We start from the raw sequence: 19,289 nt of genomic DNA, 5'->3' as shown, positions 1-19,289 counted from the left end.
TCCACTGTTCGATCTATGCCGGTTACGCTCAAGGGCATGACCACGTCCGCCGCCCCGCTCGACCTCGTACGTTCCGAAGTGGATCGATCTCTACGAAGGTTCCTCGACGAGCAGCGACCGTTCTTCGACGACCCCCAGTTCGCCGTACTGCTGTCCACCGTGGACGACTTCATCGCAGGCGGCAAGAGACTGCGCCCGGCCTTCTGCCATTGGGGGTGGCGGGCGGCCGGCGGCGGTGACGACCCGGCGGTCTACCGCGCCGCCGCCTCCCTCGAACTCCTGCAGGCCAGCGCGCTCATCCACGACGACGTGATGGACGCGAGCGACCTGCGGCGCGGCATGCCCGCGGCGCACCGCCGCTTCGAGCGGCTGCACGCCGAGTCGGGGTGGCACGGGTCGGCGGAGCAGTTCGGCGAGGGCGCGGCGGTGCTGCTCGGCAACCTCCTCCTCATCTGGTCGGGGCAGATGTGGCGGACCAGCGGCGTGCCCGACGAGGCCCTGGCCGCCGCGCAGCCGGTCTACGACCACATGCGCACCGAGCTGATGTTCGGGCAGTACCTCGATCTGCTTGAGCAGGCCAAGGGCGAGAGCACCTTCGAGAGCGCCCTGCGCGTGGCCCTGTACAAGAGCGGCAAGTATTCGGTGGAGCAGCCGCTGCGGCTCGGCCTCGTCCTCGCCACGCGCGGTGTGACCCCGTGGATCGACCGGCTCTGCGTCGAATACGGCCAGAAGGTCGGCATCGCGTTCCAGCTCCGCGACGACGTCCTCGGGGTCTTCGGCGACCCCGCCGAGACGGGCAAGCCCGCGGGCGACGACCTGCGTGAGGGCAAGCGCACCATGCTGATCGCGCGGACGCTCGCCGCCGCCACCGACTCCCAGGCCGAGGTCGTACGCACGTTGCTCGGCGACCCGAAGCTGGACGGGGAGGGCGTGGCGCAGCTCCGCTTCGTCATCGAGGAGACCGGCGCGCTGGCCCAGTGCGAGGACATGATCAAGCGCTATCTCGACGACGCGCTCCGATCCCTCGAACACGCGCCGATCGAGGCCGAGGCGCGCGACGCGCTCGGCGCGCTGGCCGTCGCCGCCACCACGCGCCGCACCTGATTCATCGAACCTGCCTGGGCGGTACGGCTAGGAGATGTCGGGCGCGCTGAACGCCCGCCTGCTGTGTACGAGCAGCTCACGCAGCGCGGGGCTGTGCGAGCCCCTCCAGACGAGGGCGAGCAGGGCGGGCGTTTCGAGGTCGTCGATGGTGCGGGTGACGAGCCGGTCGCGGTAGCGCTCGGCCATCGAACGGCTGAGCACGGCGACGGCGAGCCCTCGGGCGGCGAGGTCGGCGATGGCGTCCACGGCGCTGGCCTGCAGCGCGATCACCGGGCGGAGATCCCGGGCCGCGCATGCCTGGTCGAAGACCGTACGCAGGCCGGTGCCCGGCGGCATGCAGACGACCGGATGGGCGCACACGTCACGCAGTACGACCTTCCCGCGCTCCGTCAGAGGGTGGCCGTCCGGCACCGCGACGACGAGCCGCTCGCTGATGATGGTCAACGCGTCCAGCCCCTCGGGGGCGGCGGTCGCGGCCCCGACGAGGGCCAGGTCGACGGTGCCGGCGCGCACTCCCTCGACGAGCCGGTCGGAGTTGTCCTCCAGTAGCGAGATCTCCACGCCTGGATGCGCCCGGTGGAACGCGGCGAGGGCGTCGAACAGGGGTGTGACGGTGCATCCCGTGATCATCCCGACCGTGAGCCGTCCTCGGATCAGGCCGGTCACCTCGCCCACCGCCTGGCCGATCGCCGAAGCGGCGGCGAGCGCGGCGCGGGCGTGTTCGAGCGCGGCCTTGCCCGCGACGGTGAGGGTGGTGGTCCGCGCCGACCGGTCGAAGAGCTCGGCGCCGAGTTCACGCTCAAGCCGGCGGATCTGGGCACTGACGCCGGACTGGCTGATGTGGACCCGCTCGGCCGCCCGGGTGAAGTTCTCCTCCTCGGCGACCGCGACGAAGTATTCCAGCTGCCTCAGTTCCATAACTAGAGATTCTAGTTAGCAGTAGAACAAGCTGTTGGACTTCTGGTCAGCGGACGGCCACGCTAGGACGCGTTGAATCCGACGTCAGGAGGAATCCATGCCGGAGTACGAGAAGGCCATGCGGCCCGAGGACATCACCCGCCTGTTCGTCGAGCGGTCCAACGCGGGCGACGCGGCCGGAGTCGCCGCGCTCTACGAGGAGGACGCGGTGATCGCCTACCCGCCCGGCGGTCAGACGGTCGGCCGGGAGGCGATCCGCGCGCTGTGGGAGAAGGTGCTGGCCGGCCGTCCCCACTTCGAGCCGGAGGAGCCGCTGCCGACGCTGATCGGCGGCGACATCGCTCTCACCTCCACCCCGCCGAAAGACGGGTCCGGCGCCCGCGCGCAGGTCGTCCGGCGCCAGCCTGACGGGAGCTGGCTGCGCCTGCTCGACCAGCCCGAGTTCGTCACTCCCACCCGCTGACGGTCACGCCGGCCGCGTCGGTGCTGGATTGCGCCTTCCGAGGCGGCAGAGGTGATCAGAAAGGGACGGCGTCGAGGCGGGCGCGCAGCTCGGCCGTCGCCGCCGCAGGGTCCTCCGCCTCGGTGATCGCCCGTACGACGACGACCCGGCGCACGCCGTGGGAGAGGACCTCGCCGAGGTTGCCGAGGTCGATGCCGCCGATGCCGAACCACGGCCGGTCCGTGTCCAGCCGGGAGGCGTGATCCAGCAACGCCACACCGGGAGCGGGACGGCCGGGCTTGGTCGGCGTCGGCCAGATCGGGCCGCAGCAGAAGTAGTCCACGCCGGGCTCGGCCGCGGCCGCGGTCGCCTCGTCAGCCGAGTGGGTGGACCTGCCGATCAGGATGTCCGGCCCGAGGATCTCCCGGGCGACGGGGACCGGCAGGTCGTCCTGGCCGAGGTGCAGGATGTCGGGGCGCGCGGCGCGGGCGACGTCGGCGCGGTCGTTCACCGCGAGCAACGCGCCGTGCCGATCACAGGCCTCGCGGAAGACCTCCAGGAGCGCGAGCTCCTCGCGCGCCTCCAGCCCCTTCTCCCGGAGCTGGACGATGTCCACACCGGCGGCCAGCACGGCGTCGAGGAACTCGGGCAGATCGCCACGGCCACGCCGGCCGTCGGTGCAAAGGTAGAGCCGGGCGTCGGCCAGCCGCTTTCGGAGATTCACCCCACCACCATGCCACGCCCGGCGAATCGGTCAGAATCCGAGAGCCTGCGCCCTGCGCTTGACCTCGGTGTGCCGTCCGACGCTGATCGCGTCGATCGGCGCTCCCGGCAGCGACTCGTCGGGCGTGAAGAGCCAGCGGATCGACTCGACCTCGTCGAATCCGGCGTCGGCGAGCACGGTGAGCGTGCCGGGCAGGCCCTTGAGCACGTCGTCCTCGCCGATGAACTTCGCCGGGATCTGTGGCCCTCCGCCGCCCCTGCGGGCGCCGACGAGCTTCTTGTCCTTCAGGAGTTGTTTGGCTCTGCCGATGGTAAGTCCGAGCGTCTTCGCGACCTCAGAGAGGGGGAGCCACTCCCCTACGAGCTGGTCGGTCTCTCTGTCGATCTGCGCAACAGTAAGCGTCACAAATCCACGATTACCACAGGTGGCCGCCGCAAAACACCTCGATTGCGGAGCGCCCGGTAAAGCCTGACGCGCCTCATGGCCCGACGCGACGGCCATTTGGCGTTCTCTTCCCGTCCGCCGACCGTACTCCTTCGGCCCGGCGCGGATCAGCCGCCGGGCCGCCGGAAAGCCTCCGCGGCTAGGGCAGGACGCAGTCACGGAGGGGGGCGGCGGGGTCGGAGATCCGGGCCACGTCCATCCGTCGCGCGGCCTCGATCAGCCGCCGTCCCTGCACGAGGTCGCGGGGCCGGTCGACGGTCAGCACGGCGGCGAGCCTATCGTCATCGGTGAGCCAGCAGGCCGCCCACTTCCGATCCGATTCGGGCTTTCCTCTCAGGATCAGGCGGCCGCCATCGCGGCATCCGGCGAACTGCACCATCCGGCCGAACTGCTCCGACCAGAAATACGGGACGGGGTCGTACACCGCGTCCTCGCCGAGCAGGCTGGCGGCGGCGGTGTCCGGGGCGCCGAGCGCGTTGTCCCAGTGTTCGACCCGCATCCGCCTGCCGGACCTGCGCGACCACCAGTTGGCACAGTCGCCCACGGCGACGACGCCGGGCACGGACGTGCGCAGGTGCTCGTCCACGACGACGCCGTTGTCGAGCTCCACGGCCGAGCCCTTCAGCCAGTCGACGGCGGGACGTACGCCGACCCCGGTCACGACGACGTCCGCCGGGATGCGTGTGCCCGACATGAGCGTCAGGCCGTCGGGATCGACGGAGCCGACCACGGCGCCGAGCCGGAGCTCGATGCCCGCCTCGGCGTACCAGCCGGTGGTGTACGCGCCGGCGGTGGCGCCGAGGGCCGCGGCGAGCGGGGCCTCGCCGCCCTCGACGACCGTGACGGCGCACCCGGCCTTCGCCGCCGCGGTGGCCACCTCGGCGCCGATCCAGCCGGCGCCGATGACGGCGACGCGGGCGCCGGGCACGAGCCGGGAGCGCAGCTCGATGGCGTCGTCGATGGTGCGCAGGACGTGTTGCCTGCCCTCGCCGCGCAGCCGGATGGGCGTGGCGCCTGTGGCGATGACGAGCCCGTCGAACGCGAGCTCCCCTTCCGTGGTCTCCAGCACGCCGGCGCCGAGCCCCTTGGCGGCGGTCCCGAGGAACAGCCGCACGTCGAGGGCGTCCAGGTCGGAGTCGACCACGGTGGAGTCGGTCTCTCCGAGCAGCACCGCCTTGGAAAGGGGCGGCCTGTCATAGGGGCGATGACGTTCCTCGCCGATCAGCGTGATCCGGCCGGCGAACCCATGGGCTCGCAGGGCCTCGATGCTCCGTATCCCGGCCAGGCCGGCACCTACCACCACGACGTGATCCACGCCCTGACCCTAGATCGGCCACCGGGGCACCCGCCAATGGAGATTTGGTAACGAGTTGAGCAAGTAGCCCGCACGAGCGGCATCGACCGTGTTGTGCGTGACACTCCCGATCAAGACTAGTCTTGAGGCGTAAGACGCGCGGGAGCCCGGTGAGCCGGGCTGAGAGGAGAGCGTACGGAGCGGCGAGGACCGCAGTGAGCGGAGTGGCAGGCGAGGAACGAGCCTCCCGCGAAGCGAACGAGGACCCCGAGCGCGACCGGAGACGGGAGCGGCGAGGACCGCAGTGAGCGAAGTGGCAGGCGAGGAACGAGCCTCCCGCGAAGCGAACGAGGACCCCGAGCGCGACCGTGTGACAGCTCTCGACCGCCAGAACACCTGATCCGGGTAATGCCGGCGAAGGGAGCGCAAGGTGCGTGGCTACGACGTGGTCGTCGTGGGCGGTGGCGTGGTGGGTCTGTCGGCGGCCTGGCGTGCCGTCCGGGGCGGCCTTTCCGTCGCTGTTGTGGATCCGGATCCGGGGGCGGGGGCGTCGCACGCGGCGGCCGGGATGCTCGCCCCGGTCAGCGAGGTGACGTACACCGAGGAGCCGTTGCTGCGGCTGGGGCTGGCGTCGCTGGAGAGGTGGCCGTCCTTCCGGGACGAGCTGCAGGAGGAGAGCGGTGTCGATATCGACTACCGCGCCGAGGGCACGCTCGAGGTCGCGTACGGCCCGGACGACATGGCCTACCTGGAGGATCTCGCGGCGTTCGAGGAGACGCTCGGTCTGCCGGTGGAACGGTTGACGGGCCGCGAGTGCCGGAAGTTCGAGCCGATGCTGTCGCCGTCGGTGCGCGGCGGGCTGCTGGCCGCGAGCGACGCGTGGGTGAATCCGCGTCTGGTGATGCGGGCGCTGCGGGCGGCGTTCGAGCGGGCGGGCGGCACGCTGGTGCGTGACCGGGTGACCGAGCTGGTCGTGGACGGGGACGAGGCCCGCGGCGTACGGCTGGCGTCGGGTGAGGAGCGGACCGCGGACCGTGTGGTGATCGCGGCGGGGTCCTGGTCGGCGTCGCTCGCGCCCGGTCTGCCGGTGCGGCCGGTCAAGGGCCAGATCCTGCGGCTGCGCGGCCCCAAGGGCTTCCTGAGCCGGTGCGTACGAGGGAAGGTCCACGGGTCGCCCGCGTACCTGGTGCCCAGGGGCGACGGCGAGATCACACTCGGCGCCACCGTCGAGGAGCTGGGGTTCGACGATCGGGTGACCGCGGGCGGCGTCTACGAGCTGCTGCGCGACGCGCGCGAGCTGGTCCCGGGCATCACGGAGCTGGAGCTGGCGGAGACGACCGTCGGTTTCCGGCCCGGCACGCCCGACAACCTGCCGTTGATCGGCCCGGCGGTCGCGCGGGGTGTGATCGCGGCGACCGGTCACCACCGCGGAGGCGTGCTGCTCGCGCCGGTCACCGCGGAGGCGGTCACGGCGTTCCTGACCGGCGGCGACGTGCCCGACGCCGTCCGGTCCTGCGATCCGGAAAGGGGCCTGCGATGAAGGTGACGATCAATGGAGACGCCGGTGAACTGCCCGACGGCACGACCGTGGCACAGGCCGTGCGTACGCTCACGGCGATGACCAGCGGCGTCGCCGTGGCGGTGAACGACGTGGTGGTGAGCAGGGGCGCCTGGGAGTCGACCTCGCTGACCGAGAACGACCGGGTCGAGGTGCTGACGGCGGTGCAGGGAGGATGACGGTGAGCGACGAGGACGACGTGCTGGTCATCGGCGGGGAGAAGTTCTCCTCCCGGTTGATCATGGGCACCGGCGGCGCCCCTTCCCTGGAGGTGCTCGACCGGGCGCTCGAGGCGTCCGGCACCGAGCTGACCACGGTCGCCATGCGGCGGCTGGACCCGGCGGTCCAGGGGTCGGTGCTCGACGTGCTGCGGCGGCGCGGCATCAAGGTCCTGCCGAACACGGCGGGCTGCTTCACCGCGGGCGAGGCCGTGCTGACCGCGCGTCTGGCCCGGGAGGCCCTGGAGACGAACTGGGTGAAGCTGGAGGTCATCTCCGACGAGCGGACCCTGCTGCCCGACCCGATCGAGACGTTCGACGCCGCCGAGCGGCTGGTGGCGGACGGCTTCGTCGTGCTGCCGTACATCGGGGATGATCCGGCGCTCGCCCGCAGGCTGGAGCAGGCGGGGTGCGCGGCGGTGATGCCGCTGGGCGCGCCGATCGGGTCCGGTCTGGGCATCCGCAACCCGCACAGCATCGAGCTGATCGTCGAGGCAGCGTCGGTCCCGGTGATCCTCGACGCGGGTCTGGGCACCGCGAGCGACGCCGCGCTGGCGATGGAGCTGGGCTGCGACGCCGTGTTGCTGGCGACGGCGGTGACGCGCGCCCAGCGGCCGGAGCTCATGGCCTCCGCGATGCGCTCGGCGGTCGAGGCGGGACGGATGGCGCGGCTGGCGGGCCGGATCCCCCGGCGGCGGTATGCGGAGGCGTCCTCCCCCTCGCTGCCGGGGTTCGCATAACGTTCCGCCCCAAGGTCCCCATTACGGTCCAATTCGGTCACAGTCTCGTAGCTGAAAGGGCCTACCCGTGACAAAGGACCCGTAAACTCAGGCGGGTGGACACGTCGTTAACCGACCCGTTGGTGGGGCAGCTGCTCGACGGACGTTACCGCGTCGAGTCGAGGATCGCCCGGGGCGGCATGGCCTCCGTTTACCTGGCGCAGGACACCCGGCTCGACCGGATGCTCGCCCTCAAGGTGATGCACCGCTCGCTGGCCGAGGACCCGAAGTTCGTCCAGAGGTTCATCGGCGAGGCCAAGTCAGTCGCGAGCCTGTCCCACCCCAACGTGGTCCAGGTCTTCGACCAGGGCATGGACGGATCCACCGTCTATCTGACGATGGAGTACGTGCCGGGCAAGACCCTGCGTGACGTGCTGCGCTCGCGCGGTCCGCTGGCCCCCCGGGAGGCGCTCGAACTCCTGATCCCCGTGCTGGCCGCCCTCGGCGCGGCCCATCAGGCGGGGCTCATCCACCGGGACGTCAAGCCGGAGAACGTGCTGCTCTCCGATGACGGCCGGGTCAAGGTCGTGGACTTCGGCCTGGCCCGGGCCGTCGAGGCGAGCAACCAGACCAAGACCGGCATGATGATCGGCACGATCGGTTACATGTCGCCCGAGCAGGTGACCTCGGGGGTCGCGGACGCCCGCAGTGACGTCTACGCGGCCGGGGTCATGCTGTTCGAGCTGATCACCGGGCGTCAGCCGTACGAGGGCGAGACCCCGATGTCCATCGCCTACCGGCACGTGCACGACAGCGTGCCCCCGCCGTCCTCGATCGTCGCCGGCATCCCTCCGCAGGTCGACGCCCTGGTGGCCGCGGCCACCGCCAGGGATCCCGCACGCCGCCCCGCCGACGCGACCGCCATGCTGGTGGCCGCCGTCGAGACGCATCGCACGATGCCGCGTGGGCCGGCCGGACCGGCCGGGCGGGGCGCGGCGCCGGGCGCTCCGGGAAGGGCGGCCGGCGGCGCGCACAGCATGCCGGGGACGCACAGCCATCCCGGGGTGTCCAGGACGTCCGGCGTGCACAGCGCACCCGGAACGCAGAGCATGCCGGGCACGCACAGCATGCCCGGAACGCACCCCTCGTCGCCCGGAAGGCACAGTACGCCTGGGATGCCGGCATCCGGGATCCAGGCGTCCGGGAGCCAGGCACCCGGAATGCACGGTTCGCCCGGAAGGCAAGCACCTGGGATGCCCGGTTCGCCGGGGATGCCCGGTTCGCCCGGGAGGCAAGCGCCCGGAATGCCCGGCTCGCCAGGCATGCACGGCTCGCCGGGCGCCGCCACGACGTCGTACGCCACCCGCGGATCGGACCTCGCCGCGCACACCATGATCCAGCCGAAGCACGAGATCGCGACGACGGAGACGCGCAAGCCCCGACTGCAACGGCGATCGACCTGGTTGCTCGTCGGCCTCGTCGTGGTGATGCTCGGCGGCATCGCGTTCAGCGGCTGGTGGTTCTCCCGGGTGGAGACCAAACGGGTTCCCAACCTGCTGAACCAGCAGATCGTGGCGGCCCGCCAGCAGGCGGAGAACGCGGGCTTCGTGGTCAAGCTCGGGGAGCCCAGGTTCGACGAGAAGGTGGGCAAGGACCTGGTCCTGGAGATCTCGCCCGCCCCCGGCAGCGAGGTCGAGGAGGGGTCGCAGCTGACCTTCGTGGCGTCCATGGGCCCGGAGACCGTCCCGGTGCCGAACGTGGAGAAGCTCAGCGTGGGCGACGCCAAGGTCAAGATCGCCGAGGCCGGCCTGGAGGTCGGCCAGGTGAGCACCGTCTCCAACAACGCCGTCGAACGCGACGCCGTCATCGGCACCAAGCCGCCGGTCGGCAGCCGGGTCAGGAAGGGCGAGACGATCAACCTGGTGGTCAGCGCCGGCCTGCTGATGCCCGACGTCTCGAAGATGATGAAGGACCAGGCGGTGCAGTTCCTCCAGGAGCGGGGCTTCCAGGTCCAGGTCGACGAGGCGGCCGACGCCAACCCGCCGGGTACGGTCATCGCGCAGGATCCGGCCGCGGGCGCCCCGGTGGCCGGAGGCGCCGCCGTACGGCTGACCGTCTCCAGAGGGCCGGACAACGGCTGGCACTGGCCGTGGGAGACCGACCCGTCGATCTCCGCCCCCGACTTCGTGACCGTCCCCAACGTGCTCTTCAAGGACGTGGGCGAGGCCAAGGGCGAGCTGGAGGCCGCGGGGTTCGCGGTGGAGACCCGCGCCCTGGCCGGCGGACAGCGCGTCCTCGGGCAGAACCCGACCGGTGACCAGCCTCGGGGAACGACCGTCATCCTCTGGCACTGACCTCCCCCGTCGAGGAGCCCGTCCATCCCGCGAAGCCGGGGTGGGCGGGCTCTTCCGCTCAGGAGAGCAGGGAGCCGAGCAGCCGCAGCCGGGCCAGCCCGCCGTCGGGGAAGATGTCGATCCGGGCGTGGGTCAGCGGCCTGTCGTCGTCGAGGCGGAACCGGTGCCGGGTGTCGGGCTGGAGCCGCGTCTCCGGCAGCAGGGTGAACCAGGCGTGCTCGTCGTCGAGCGCGGCCGACCGGCCGTCGATCCCGCGCAGCGCGGCCGCGCCCGGGGCGTTGTACAGGAGGTTCGTGGTGTCCAGCTCGGCCACGGCGACGGTGCCCGGCCCGGCGAGGGCGACGACCAGCCAGTCGTTGCCTCCGTCGCGCCGGCGGGCGGTCTCCCAGCCCTCGGCCTGGTTCCTGGCGAGCCCCGGCGCGAGCACGTTCTCGGGCGAGGAGTAGAACTCGTCCGAGCAGGCGACGACGCGCGCCCCGTTCTCCAGCGCGGCCAGATCGACGGTCAGGCCGGACAGGAGCCGCGGATCCGGCACCACCTCCCCGTGCACGCGCAGCCGGGCCACGCCGCCGTCGGGGAAGACGTTCACCCGCACGTGCGTGAACCGCCGCGGGTCGGTCACCTCGAACTCGTGCGCGGCGTCGCCCGTGAGAGCGGCGCGCGGCACGATCTCCACCCACCCGGTCAGCTCGTCCGGCGCCGGGTAGCCGTCCGCCGTACACGCCTCGACGGACGCGAACGGCGGATAGTTGCCGGTGAACCAGGCGGTGTCGATCACGACCGACCTGATCACGCCGGGCAGGCCGAGCCGTACCACGGCCCATTCGTGGCCGGGCTCGCGCCGCCTGCGGGTCTCCCACCCGTCGTAGACCTGGCCCTTGGCGCCGAACGTGCGGGGACGGAACTCGGGCCGCCCCGGCCTGATCAGCGCCTCCTTGGCGGCGAACGACTCGTCGCTCGCCGCGACCACCGAGCCTCCGTACGTGCGGAGCGCGAGGTCGGGGAGCCTGCCGTGCCCTCTCATCCGATCCCCTCCCGGGCGAGGAGCCGGCCGCGCGGGGCGCCGCCGCCGGCCGGTCGGCCGCGCAGCCACGTGCGGACGACGACCCCCGTCAGCGTCCTGCCGTCGTAGGGCGTCACCGGGTGCCGGTGGTGCAGCGCGGCGGCGTCCACGGTGAACCGCCCCTCCGGGTCGAAGGCGACCAGGTCCGCGTCCGCTCCCGGCCTGATCGCCCCCTTGTACGGCAGGCCCACCAGCGCCGCCGGCCCCTCCGCCATCCACCGTGCCACCTCGCTCAGGCCGTGGCCGCGTTCTCTCGCGGACGTCCAGACGACGGGGAGACCGAGTTGCAGCGAGGAGATCCCGCCCCAGGCGGCGGCGAAGCCGGGCGCCTTGAGGTCGGGCGGGGACGGCGAGTGGTCGGAGACGACGCCCATCAACAGCCCGTCGGCGAGTCCCCGCCAGAGGCCGTCGCGGTTGGCGGCCTCCCTGATCGGAGGGCAGCACTTGTAGGCGGGCCCGCTGACCTCCTCGGCGGTCAGGGTGAGGTAGTGCGGGCAGGTCTCCGCGCTGATCCGCACGCCGTCCCGGCGCGCCGCCCGCAGCACGTCGAGGCAGGACGCGGACGACACGTGGACGATGTGGGCGCGGGCGCCGGTCTCGGCGGCCAGCTCGACGACCTGCGCGACGGCCCTGCGCTCGGCTTCCGCCGTACGGGATGCCAGGAAGTCCCGGTACGCCGGGCCGGGCGGCTCGGTGAGGAGGGCCGGATCCTCGGCGTGGACGATCATCAGCCCGTCGAACGAGGCGAGCGTCCGCAGGGCCTCCCGCAGCCCGGCGCGGTCCAGAGCGGGGAACTCGTCCAGGCCGGACGGCGAGAGGAAGCACTTGACGCCGAAGACCCCGGCCCGGTGCAGCGGCTCCAGCTCACCCTCGTTGCCGGGGACCGCCCCGCCCCAGAAGCCGACGTCGACGTGGCACCGGCCCGCGGCGGCCTGCCGCTTGATCTCCAGGGCGGCCACGCTCACCGTGGGCGGCAGCGCGTTGAGCGGCATGTCGACCACGGTCGTGACTCCCCCGGCGGCCGCCGCCCTGGTGGCCGAGGCGAACCCCTCCCAGTGCGTACGGCCCGGTTCGTTGACGTGGACGTGGGTGTCGACCAGGCCGGGAAGCAGCGCCACCTCCCCCAGGTCCACCGTCTCCCGCGCCGCCCCTTCCCGCCGGTGTTCGAGCGAGTCGTGCGGGAGCAGCGCCGCGATCTTCCCGTCCCGTACGGCCACCGCGAGCGGCCGCACGCCCTCCGGGGTGACCACCCGCCGGGACCGCACGACCAGGTCGAACTCGGGTTCGCCGGGCAGTGGGCCCCCGGGCGTTCCCGGCGCGGGAACTTCCGCCGTCCCGGGGGCGAGGGGCTCAGTCATCGCGGTACGGACCGGGTCGGATCATGCGGAACCTCCGTGGGCTTCGTCGTGACCGCCGCGGCCGGCGGACGGTGGCAGGTGGTCGGACGCGATGAGCGCGGCCAGGCGCTCCAGCAGCGGCCCCGGCTCGGCCATGCATCTCTCGACGTCGGGTTCGAGGTCGGTCAGCGCGTACGCCCCGGAGATACCCGCCGAGCGCAGTTCCTCGTCCGAGATGGACCGGCGGCCGCAGACCGCGACGACCGGGACGCCGTGCTTTGCCGCCGCCGCGGCCACCCCGAGCGGGGCCTTGCCACGCAGGGACTGCGCGTCGAGCGCCCCCTCTCCGGTGATGACCAGCCGGGCGCCCTCGACGTGCCGGTCGAACTCCAGCAGGCCGAGGAGGTACTCGATGCCGGGGCTGATCTCGGCGTGGAGGAAGGCCAGCGCGGCGAAACCGACGCCTCCGGCCGCCCCGGCCCCGGGCCGTCCGGCGACGCCCATCGCGCGGACGACCCCGTCGTGCTCGCTCGCCCCCACCACTCCGTGGGTGTGCGCGGCGACGGCGGCGAGCCGGGCCAGTCCGGCCTCCAGCACCGCCACGTCCTCGGGCCCGGCTCCCTTCTGCGGGCCGTACACCGCCGCGGCTCCGTGCGGGCCGAGGAGGGGGTTGTCCACGTCCCTCGCGACCACGAACTCGACGTCCGCGAGCCCCCGCCCGGAATGCCCGTGACCGTGCCCGCCCGCCTGCCCCTCGGCCCGGCCGTGCCCGTGCTCATGCCCGTGCTCATGCTCGTGCTCATGCTCGTGGCCATGCTCGTGTTCATGCCCGTGAGCGTGGCCGGAGCCGAAGGCCGAGATGTCGATGGTGGCGAGCCTCCGGAGGGCGGCTCCGCCGGGCGGCAGCTCCTCACCGTTCTCGTCCAGCAGCCGGGCGCCGAGCGCCTGGAGCATGCCCGCGCCGCCGTCCGTGCAGGCGCTGCCGCCGAGGCCGAGCACGACCTCGCGGGCGCCGTGCCGTACGGCGTGGGCGATCAGCTCGCCGGTTCCGTAGCTCGTGGCGGTCAGGGGCGCGGGCCCGCCGGGCAGCCGCCGCAGGCCGGACGCCTCGGCCAGCTCGATCACGGCGACGCCGTCCCGGACGGCGTAGGAGGCGTGGACGGGATCGCCGACGGGGCCGGTCACCTCGACCTCGACCCGGGTGAACCCGCAGGCGACGACCGCGTCCACGGTGCCGTCACCGCCGTCGGCCACCGGGATCCGCAGGGCCGGCACGTCGCCCAGCCCCGCGGCCACCCGCGCGGCGACCTCGGCGGCGGTCAGCGACCCCCTGAACTTGTCCGGCGCGATGACGACGTGGTCCTTCATTACTGCTCTCCAAAGTCCGGCGAAAGATGGCAAACGTTGACGATCCATCATCGTCGAACGGCGGCGCCCGGCGATGACCGGCGGGTGCCCGTCACGGGATCACGGCCGTCACGGGATCGCGGCCGTCAGGCGCCGATGCGCCGCCGCCCCCGCCCTGGCGGCCTCCGCCGCGGGCACGGTGCGGAGTTCGCCGTCCTCGACCAGCGTCCGGCCGCCGGCCAGCAGCAGGGCCAGGGGCGGCGAGCCGCCGTACGCGAGGGCGACCACCGGGTCGTCGATCGCGGCGAGGAAACCGTCCACCCGCCACAGGGCGACGTCGGCCAGCTTGCCCGGCTCCAGCGTCCCGATCTCCGCCGCGCGGCCGAGGCAGCGCGCCCCGCCCAGCGTGGCGAGTTCCAGCGCCTGGCGGGCGGTCAGGGCGTGCGGGCCGTGGCGGGCGCGCTGCGTCAGCATCGCCGTCCGCATCTCACCCGCCATCGTGGTCATCTCGCTGGACGCGGCGCCGTCCACGCCGAGGCCGACCGGAACTCCGGCGCGCAGCAGGTCGGGTACGCGCGCGACGCCCGAGCCGAGACGGCCGTTCGACGACGGGCAGTGCGCGGCGCCGGTGCCGGTTTCGGCGAACCGCCGGACGTCCTTGTCGGTCAGGTGGACGCAGTGCGCCAGCCAGACGTCGGGCCCGAGCCAGCCGAGCTGGTCGAGGTACTCCACCGGCAGGACCCCGAACCGCTCCTTGCAGTGGTCGTCCTCATCCAGGCTCTCGGCGATGTGCGTGTGCAGCCGTACGCCGTGGGAGCGGGCGAGCTCGGCGGAGCGGACCATCAGCTCGCCGCTCACCGAGAAGGGCGAACAGGGCGCGACCGCGACCCGGAGCATCGCCCCGAAGGACGGATCGTGATATTTCCTGATCGCGTCCTCGGTGGCGGTGAGGATCTCGTCGATGTCCTCCACGATCTCGTCCGGCGGCAGGCCGCCCTGTGACCGGCCGAGATCCATCGACCCCCGGCACGGATGGAACCGCAGGCCGACGGCGCGGGCCGCCTCGACCTCCGCGTCGAACAGGTCGCCGCGCCCCTTCGGGAAGATGTAGTGGTGGTCGGTCGTCGTGGTGCACCCCGACGCCGCCAGCCAGGCGAGCCCCGCCGTGGCCGCGCCGTGCACCGTCTCGGCGTCCATCCGGGCCCACACCGGATAGCTGGCGACCAGCCACTCGAACAGCGTCCCGTCGGGGGCGATCCCCTGCGCGGCCCACTGGTAGAGGTGATGGTGGGTGTTGACCAGACCGGGTGTGGCCAGGCAGCCGCTCCCGTCCACGCGTACGGCGCCCGCCGGTACGGCGTCCGCCCGGCCCGGCCCGACGGCGACGATGCGATCCCCTTCGATCACGATATGGCCGCCGGGGATCTCCGCACCGGCCACCGGAGCGATGTACGCGTTCTCGATGACCACGCTCGGCCGTTCCCGGTCAGTCATCGGCCCCTCCCGGCACGGTTCGCGCGTCCTCCGCGGCGGCGCGGGCGTGCACGCGCGCCGCGGCCAGCCGTACGGCGTCGAGGATCTTCTCGTATCCGGTGCACCGGCACAGGTTGCCGGCCAGCGCCTCGCGGATCTCGGCGTCCTCGGGCACCCGCGAGGCGCTCGCGATCAGCGAGTGAGCCTGCACGACCAGCCCGGGCGTGCAGAACCCGCACTGCACGGCTCCGGCCTCGACGAAACAGCGCTGCACCTCGTCCAGCCTGTCGAGCCGCGGCCCGGCGACGCCATCGGCGTCCGGGTCCGGCCGCGGGTTCCGGTCGTGAGCGCCGCCGCGCCGTCGGGCGCGTCCCTCGGAGAGCCCCTCGACGGTCACCACCTCGCGCCCCTCCGCCTGGCCCGCCGCCACGAGGCACGCGCAGACCGTGATCCCGTCGAGGTAGACGGTGCACGACCCGCACTCGCCCTGCTCACAGGCGTTCTTCGCACCGGGCAGGCCGAGCCGCTCGCGCAGCACGTACAGCAGGCTCTCCCCCTCCCAGACATCGTCGGCGACCATCGGTTCACCGTTGACGTGGACGTTCACCCGCATCAGACCTCCCGCTCCGCCCACGCCCAGCCGAGCGCCCGGCGCGCCATCACGGCCAGGGCGTGCCTCCGATAGTCCGCCCGGCCGCGCACGTCGTCGATGGGCGCGGCCGCCTCCGCGACCAGTTCGCCGAACCTGCGGGCCAGCGCGGGATCGACCGGTCCCGCGCCGTCCCAGTCGAGCTCTCCGGCGAGGAACTCCTCGGCCGCGTGCGCCCGGCGCGGGGTGGGGGCGGCCGAGCCGATCCCGGTGCCCGCGCGCCGCGCCCGCAGGTCGAGAGCGACGGCGAAGGAGCAGACCGCGATCACCATCGCGTTCCTCGTACCGACCTTGGCGAAGCACTGCGGACCGGCTGCCGGGGGGACGTGGACCGCGCGGATCAGCTCGTCGCCCTCCAGCGCGTTGCGCTTCACGCCCATGTAGAACTCGCCGATCGGGATGAGCCGGGTCCCGCGCACCGACTCGGCCTCGACCAGCGCGCCGGACGCCAGCAGCGGCGGATGGCCGTCTCCGGCGGGCGAGGCCGCCCCCAGATTGCCCACGAGTGTGCCCCTGTTCCTGATCTGCGGCGAGCCGACGGTACGGGACGCCTGGGCGAGTCCCGGCAGCCACCCGCCCAGCTCCGCGATCAACCGCGTGTACGTGACACCGGCGCCCACGCGGAGCATCGGGGCGGGACCGGCCGTCCAGGACCATCGGGACAGCTCGGCGACGGGGTTCAGGTCGAGGAGCGCCGTCGGGCGCCCCTTGTCGAGGTTGATCTCGACCATGACGTCCGTGCCGCCCTGGATCGGCGTCGCGTCCGGCCTGGCGGCCTTCATCGCCAGGGCGTCCTCCCAAGTGGCGGGGCGCAGGAAGTCCATGGCGGTCACTCCCAGGCCGGGCCGGCCGGGGGCGCGTCGTCACGCAGGACCGTCCCCTCGATCAGCCCGTACGGCCGGTCGGCCGCGAGGTAGACCTCGTCGGGGTTGTCCAGCCCGAACGGCGCGAGATCGACCAGGAAGTGGTGCCTGTTCGGCAGCGAGAGCCGTACCTCGCAGATCTCGGGGCAGTCGGCGAGAACGCGGGCTCCCATGGCGTACAGCGTCTGCTGCAGGGAGCGGCTGTAGGTCCCGGCGAAGGCGGCGAGCAGCGCCTGGCGAGCGCTCTCATACGACTTGTCCCAGTCGGTCGGGGCCTCTTCGCCTGCCGCGCCGGTCCCGTCGGGCGGCGTCGCCGTGTGCCGCCAGGACGCGTCGACCGCCGTCGCGAGGATCCGGTCGCCGGTCTCCGGAAGCGTCGTGTACGCGTCCTTGACGAACCCCCGGAACTCGGAGTTCGTCGTGTTGAGCACGACGAGGTCGCGCAGCCCGCACACCATCCAGGCGGCCGATCCGTCGTAGTGGGCGACGCAGGTGCGCACCTCGCCGCCCGAGCGGAGGAACGAGTGCCCGGAGCCGGCGTTCCGCTCCCAGGCGTACTCGTCGATCGCGACCCGCGCCCGGTGAACGGACGGCTGGGAGTCCACGAAGTGCCCGGCCAGCAGCAGGGCGAAGTCCTCGATCGCGCCGATGCCGTGCTTTCTGGCGAAGGCGTACACCGTGTTCTTCTGCGCGTCGGTGGTGAGCACGGCCGAGTTGTCGCCGGTCAGGTGGACGTCGTCCATCGCGCCGGACAGCGACGTGCTCACGTTGAGATCTTTCAGGCGGTGGGCGTCCCCGTTCCGGGTGACCCTGACCACCCTGGTCTCGGCCTTGCCGTACCGGTTGGGACCCAGGACGATCACGTTAGCTCCCGCGATAGGTCGAGTAGGCGTACGGACTGAGCAGCAGCGGCACGTGGCAGTGGCCGTCGTGCTCGCGAATCGTGAAGACCACGCTGACCTCGGGGAAGAACGCGTCCTCCCCCAGGTACTCCCGTGTGTGGAAGACCAGGCGGTAGGTGCCGGGGCGCGGGTCCGTCCCCTCGACCCACTCCGCGCTCACCGGCGACCACTCCCGGATCCGGCCGTCGTCGTCCGTACGGCCCTCGGCCGCGGCGAGGAAACCGTGCACGGTCATGCGCGAGAGCCGCACGAGCACGCCGGTGGCCGGGACGCCCTTGGCCAGATCGAGCACATGAGTGGAGAGGCTCACCCGCCGGTCACCGCCTTCTCCAGCCGGAGCCGGACGATCTCGCCCAGCTCGGCGCGGACGATCTCCCGCTCGGTCTCGTCGTCGTTCCCGAGCCGGGCGAGCAGCAGGCCGAGCATCTCCTCGGCGCTCCTGCCTGTGGCGCGTACCAGGTAGACGTGCCCGAATCGTTCCTCGTAGACGACGTTTCCCCTGGTGATGGCGTCGAGCACGGCCGGGGACGCGCCGGCCGCACCGGACTGCTCGGCCCGGGACCACGCCTCCGCGCGCCCGCCGTCCGCCGTCCGCTCGGCCAGGGCGCGCTCGCCGATGCGGGGATGCGCCCCGAGCGCCTCCACGATGTCGGCCCAGTCCAGCGCCGCGACCGCGGCCTCGCCGGCCTCCACCAGCGCGGCGAGGTCGGCGTACGGCTGCCGCGCCGCGACGGCGTCCATCCAGGTCGTGGACGCGCAGCAGGAGCGCAGCTCCTCCTGGCTGAGTTCTCGCATGCATGCAGTCAACATCGCCGCGGGGGGCGGGTCTAGCAGCGCGGACGGACAACCGCTCAGTCGTGTCCCGGCCGGGGTTCGCCCATTGCCGCAAATGCTCGCAAACCGGCGGCAGGGCGTCGCGCGACGGGGGCAAACCTTGCCGGCCAGGACACTAGGCTGGAGCCATCATGACCTCGAGAAATGCGATTGGCGCGCACGTTTCCGTCTCGGGCGGTCTCGCCACCGGCGGGTTGCGCTACGCGGCCGACGTCGGCGCCGAGATGGCCCAGGTCTTCGTCACCAACCCGCGGACCTGGGCGCTGAACGACGGTGACCCGGCCGAGGACGCGAAGCTCGCGGCGTCCGAACTGCCGGTCTTCGCGCACGCCCCCTACCTGGTGAACTTCGGCTCGCCCACCCCGGCGACCCTGGACAACTCCGTGGCGGTGATCAGGCACACGCTCCGGCGTGGCGCCCAGATCGGCGCCCTCGGAGTGGTGGTGCACACCGGTTCCGCGGTCAGCCAGTCGCGGGACGACGCCATGCGCCAGATCCACGAGCATCTCCTCCCGCTGCTGGAGGAGATCCCCGAGGGCGGCCCCGACCTGCTGCTCGAACCCATGGCCGGGCAGGGGCAGATGCTCTGCGCGACCGTGCAGGATCTTGGGCCCTACCTGGAGGCGCTGGAGCACCACCCCAAGGTGGGCGTCTGCCTGGACACCTGCCACGCCTACGCCGCCGGGCACGACCTGGCCGCGCCCGGCGGGGTGGCGGCGACGCTCGACGCGCTGCACGCGACCGCCCCCGGACGGCTCAAGCTGATCCACGCGAACGACTCGAAGGACGTGTGCGGCTCGAAGAAGGACCGCCACGAGAACATCGGCGCCGGGCACATCGGCGCGGAGCCCTTCGCCGAGATCATGCGCCACCCGGTGACCGCGGGGGTGCCGCTCTGCATCGAGACGCCCGGCAAGGCGGACAAGGACCGGGAGAACATCGCGCTGCTGAAGAAGCTCCGGGAGTCGGCGACCAGCGGCTGACACGGGCCCGGCGGTCCCCTGTATACGGACCGCACGGGAGCCCGCTCGCGGTCCGGCGCCCCC

20 protein-coding genes are annotated in these 19,289 nt (G+C 72.6%); 7 read left to right on the top strand and 13 right to left on the bottom strand.

Translation table 11 applies throughout. From position 1 onward, the window contains the following. The first annotated feature begins 36 nt into the window (after positions 1-36). A complete protein-coding gene (locus AWQ71_RS06715) occupies positions 37-1,104 on the top strand; it encodes a polyprenyl synthetase family protein (protein ID WP_067128953.1) in 1,068 nt (355 codons plus the stop codon). 27 nt (positions 1,105-1,131) lie between these two features. Here the strand turns inward: AWQ71_RS06715 and AWQ71_RS06710 are convergent, their stop codons facing one another. After that, positions 1,132-2,022 (bottom strand): LysR family transcriptional regulator, encoded by an 891-nt coding sequence (locus tag AWQ71_RS06710; protein WP_067128304.1) that lies wholly within the window; start codon positions 2,020-2,022, stop codon positions 1,132-1,134. Between the two features lie 97 nt (positions 2,023-2,119). Between AWQ71_RS06710 and AWQ71_RS06705 the strand changes: the two genes are divergently transcribed. After that, positions 2,120-2,485, top strand: a complete 366-nt coding sequence (locus AWQ71_RS06705) for a YybH family protein (protein ID WP_067128301.1) — start codon at positions 2,120-2,122, stop codon at positions 2,483-2,485. A gap of 55 nt (positions 2,486-2,540) precedes the next feature. On the opposite strand, the gene thiE is transcribed toward AWQ71_RS06705, so the two are convergent. The 3 genes from thiE to AWQ71_RS06690 form a co-directional block, all read right to left on the bottom strand. Further along, the gene (gene thiE / locus AWQ71_RS06700; protein WP_067128298.1) at positions 2,541-3,188 is read right to left on the bottom strand and encodes a thiamine phosphate synthase; all 648 of its coding nucleotides are present in this window, start codon (positions 3,186-3,188) and stop codon (positions 2,541-2,543) included. 30 nt (positions 3,189-3,218) lie between these two features. Continuing rightward, positions 3,219-3,593: an Rv2175c family DNA-binding protein gene (locus AWQ71_RS06695; protein ID WP_067128294.1), complete on the bottom strand. Its 375-nt coding sequence runs from the start codon at positions 3,591-3,593 to the stop codon at positions 3,219-3,221. 178 nt (positions 3,594-3,771) lie between these two features. Further along, positions 3,772-4,947, bottom strand: a complete 1,176-nt coding sequence (locus tag AWQ71_RS06690; protein WP_067128290.1) for an NAD(P)/FAD-dependent oxidoreductase — start codon at positions 4,945-4,947, stop codon at positions 3,772-3,774. A 409-nt stretch (positions 4,948-5,356) separates the two neighbouring features. Between AWQ71_RS06690 and thiO the strand changes: the two genes are divergently transcribed. The 4 genes from thiO to AWQ71_RS06670 all read left to right on the top strand — a co-directional run bounded on the left by thiO (position 5,357) and on the right by AWQ71_RS06670 (position 9,775). Continuing rightward, positions 5,357-6,466: a glycine oxidase ThiO gene (thiO, locus tag AWQ71_RS06685; RefSeq protein WP_067128285.1), complete on the top strand. Its 1,110-nt coding sequence runs from the start codon at positions 5,357-5,359 to the stop codon at positions 6,464-6,466. Further along, entirely contained in the window at positions 6,463-6,663 is a 201-nt protein-coding gene (gene thiS, locus AWQ71_RS06680; protein ID WP_067128282.1) for a sulfur carrier protein ThiS, read from the top strand. Before thiO ends, thiS begins: the two co-directional genes overlap by 4 nt. Positions 6,664-6,665: 2 nt before the next feature. Next, positions 6,666-7,442: a thiazole synthase gene (locus AWQ71_RS06675; RefSeq protein WP_439650360.1), complete on the top strand. Its 777-nt coding sequence runs from the start codon at positions 6,666-6,668 to the stop codon at positions 7,440-7,442. A gap of 95 nt (positions 7,443-7,537) precedes the next feature. Further along, positions 7,538-9,775, top strand: coding sequence for a Stk1 family PASTA domain-containing Ser/Thr kinase (locus tag AWQ71_RS06670; RefSeq protein WP_157570218.1), 2,238 nt, complete (start codon positions 7,538-7,540; stop codon positions 9,773-9,775). Between the two features lie 58 nt (positions 9,776-9,833). Here the strand turns inward: AWQ71_RS06670 and alc are convergent, their stop codons facing one another. The 9 genes from alc to uraD form a co-directional block, all read right to left on the bottom strand. Further along, positions 9,834-10,799 (bottom strand): allantoicase, encoded by a 966-nt coding sequence (gene alc, locus AWQ71_RS06665; protein ID WP_067128276.1) that lies wholly within the window; start codon positions 10,797-10,799, stop codon positions 9,834-9,836. Further along, entirely contained in the window at positions 10,796-12,196 is a 1,401-nt protein-coding gene (allB, locus tag AWQ71_RS06660) for an allantoinase AllB (RefSeq protein ID WP_084258641.1), read from the bottom strand. The genes alc and allB overlap by 4 nt, the downstream gene beginning before the upstream one ends. A 21-nt stretch (positions 12,197-12,217) precedes the next feature. Then, on the bottom strand, positions 12,218-13,543 hold the full coding sequence (locus AWQ71_RS39925) for a glycerate kinase (protein ID WP_084258640.1): 1,326 nt from the start codon (positions 13,541-13,543) through the stop codon (positions 12,218-12,220). 108 nt (positions 13,544-13,651) lie between these two features. Further along, positions 13,652-15,016: an 8-oxoguanine deaminase gene (locus AWQ71_RS06645; protein WP_067128273.1), complete on the bottom strand. Its 1,365-nt coding sequence runs from the start codon at positions 15,014-15,016 to the stop codon at positions 13,652-13,654. Beyond that, complete coding sequence (locus tag AWQ71_RS06640) at positions 15,009-15,608, bottom strand: (2Fe-2S)-binding protein (protein WP_067128270.1); 600 nt, start codon at positions 15,606-15,608, stop codon at positions 15,009-15,011. Before AWQ71_RS06640 ends, AWQ71_RS06645 begins: the two co-directional genes overlap by 8 nt. Then, on the bottom strand, positions 15,608-16,468 hold the full coding sequence (locus AWQ71_RS06635) for an FAD binding domain-containing protein (protein WP_067128944.1): 861 nt from the start codon (positions 16,466-16,468) through the stop codon (positions 15,608-15,610). The genes AWQ71_RS06640 and AWQ71_RS06635 overlap by 1 nt, the downstream gene beginning before the upstream one ends. A gap of 5 nt (positions 16,469-16,473) precedes the next feature. Further along, positions 16,474-17,370: a factor-independent urate hydroxylase gene (pucL, locus tag AWQ71_RS06630; protein WP_067128268.1), complete on the bottom strand. Its 897-nt coding sequence runs from the start codon at positions 17,368-17,370 to the stop codon at positions 16,474-16,476. A gap of 1 nt (position 17,371) precedes the next feature. Further along, entirely contained in the window at positions 17,372-17,719 is a 348-nt protein-coding gene (gene uraH, locus AWQ71_RS06625; protein WP_067128265.1) for a hydroxyisourate hydrolase, read from the bottom strand. Continuing rightward, complete coding sequence (gene uraD, locus AWQ71_RS06620; RefSeq protein WP_245658142.1) at positions 17,716-18,204, bottom strand: 2-oxo-4-hydroxy-4-carboxy-5-ureidoimidazoline decarboxylase; 489 nt, start codon at positions 18,202-18,204, stop codon at positions 17,716-17,718. The genes uraH and uraD overlap by 4 nt, the downstream gene beginning before the upstream one ends. A 170-nt stretch (positions 18,205-18,374) precedes the next feature. On the opposite strand from uraD, the gene AWQ71_RS06615 reads away from it, so the two are divergent. Then, a complete protein-coding gene (locus AWQ71_RS06615; RefSeq protein WP_067128259.1) occupies positions 18,375-19,226 on the top strand; it encodes a deoxyribonuclease IV in 852 nt (283 codons plus the stop codon). The last annotated feature ends 63 nt before the right edge of the window (positions 19,227-19,289 follow it).

It is taken from the genome of Microtetraspora malaysiensis (assembly GCF_001528665.1).
Classification (GTDB): domain Bacteria; phylum Actinomycetota; class Actinomycetes; order Streptosporangiales; family Streptosporangiaceae; genus Microtetraspora_A; species Microtetraspora_A malaysiensis.
The sequence above is the reverse complement of the archived record's forward strand: the minus strand, read 5'-3'. Positions and strand labels throughout refer to the sequence as shown.

Excerpts from the sequence above, each read along its gene's own strand:
- AWQ71_RS39925 (WP_084258640.1), bottom strand. The coding sequence starts at position 13,543 with ATGAAGGACCACGTCGTCATCGCGCCGGACAAGTTCAGGGGGTCGCTG.
- AWQ71_RS06715 (WP_067128953.1), top strand. The coding sequence starts at position 37 with ATGACCACGTCCGCCGCCCCGCTCGACCTCGTACGTTCCGAAGTGGAT.
- alc (WP_067128276.1), bottom strand. The coding sequence starts at position 10,799 with ATGAGAGGGCACGGCAGGCTCCCCGACCTCGCGCTCCGCACGTACGGA.
- allB (WP_084258641.1), bottom strand. The coding sequence starts at position 12,196 with ATGACTGAGCCCCTCGCCCCCGGGACGGCGGAAGTTCCCGCGCCGGGA.
- AWQ71_RS06645 (WP_067128273.1), bottom strand. The coding sequence starts at position 15,016 with ATGACTGACCGGGAACGGCCGAGCGTGGTCATCGAGAACGCGTACATC.
- AWQ71_RS06615 (WP_067128259.1), top strand. The coding sequence starts at position 18,375 with ATGACCTCGAGAAATGCGATTGGCGCGCACGTTTCCGTCTCGGGCGGT.
- AWQ71_RS06710 (WP_067128304.1), bottom strand. The coding sequence starts at position 2,022 with ATGGAACTGAGGCAGCTGGAATACTTCGTCGCGGTCGCCGAGGAGGAG.
- AWQ71_RS06640 (WP_067128270.1), bottom strand. The coding sequence starts at position 15,608 with ATGCGGGTGAACGTCCACGTCAACGGTGAACCGATGGTCGCCGACGAT.
- thiS (WP_067128282.1), top strand. The coding sequence starts at position 6,463 with ATGAAGGTGACGATCAATGGAGACGCCGGTGAACTGCCCGACGGCACG.
- AWQ71_RS06705 (WP_067128301.1), top strand. The coding sequence starts at position 2,120 with ATGCCGGAGTACGAGAAGGCCATGCGGCCCGAGGACATCACCCGCCTG.
- uraD (WP_245658142.1), bottom strand. The coding sequence starts at position 18,204 with ATGCGAGAACTCAGCCAGGAGGAGCTGCGCTCCTGCTGCGCGTCCACG.
- AWQ71_RS06635 (WP_067128944.1), bottom strand. The coding sequence starts at position 16,468 with ATGGACTTCCTGCGCCCCGCCACTTGGGAGGACGCCCTGGCGATGAAG.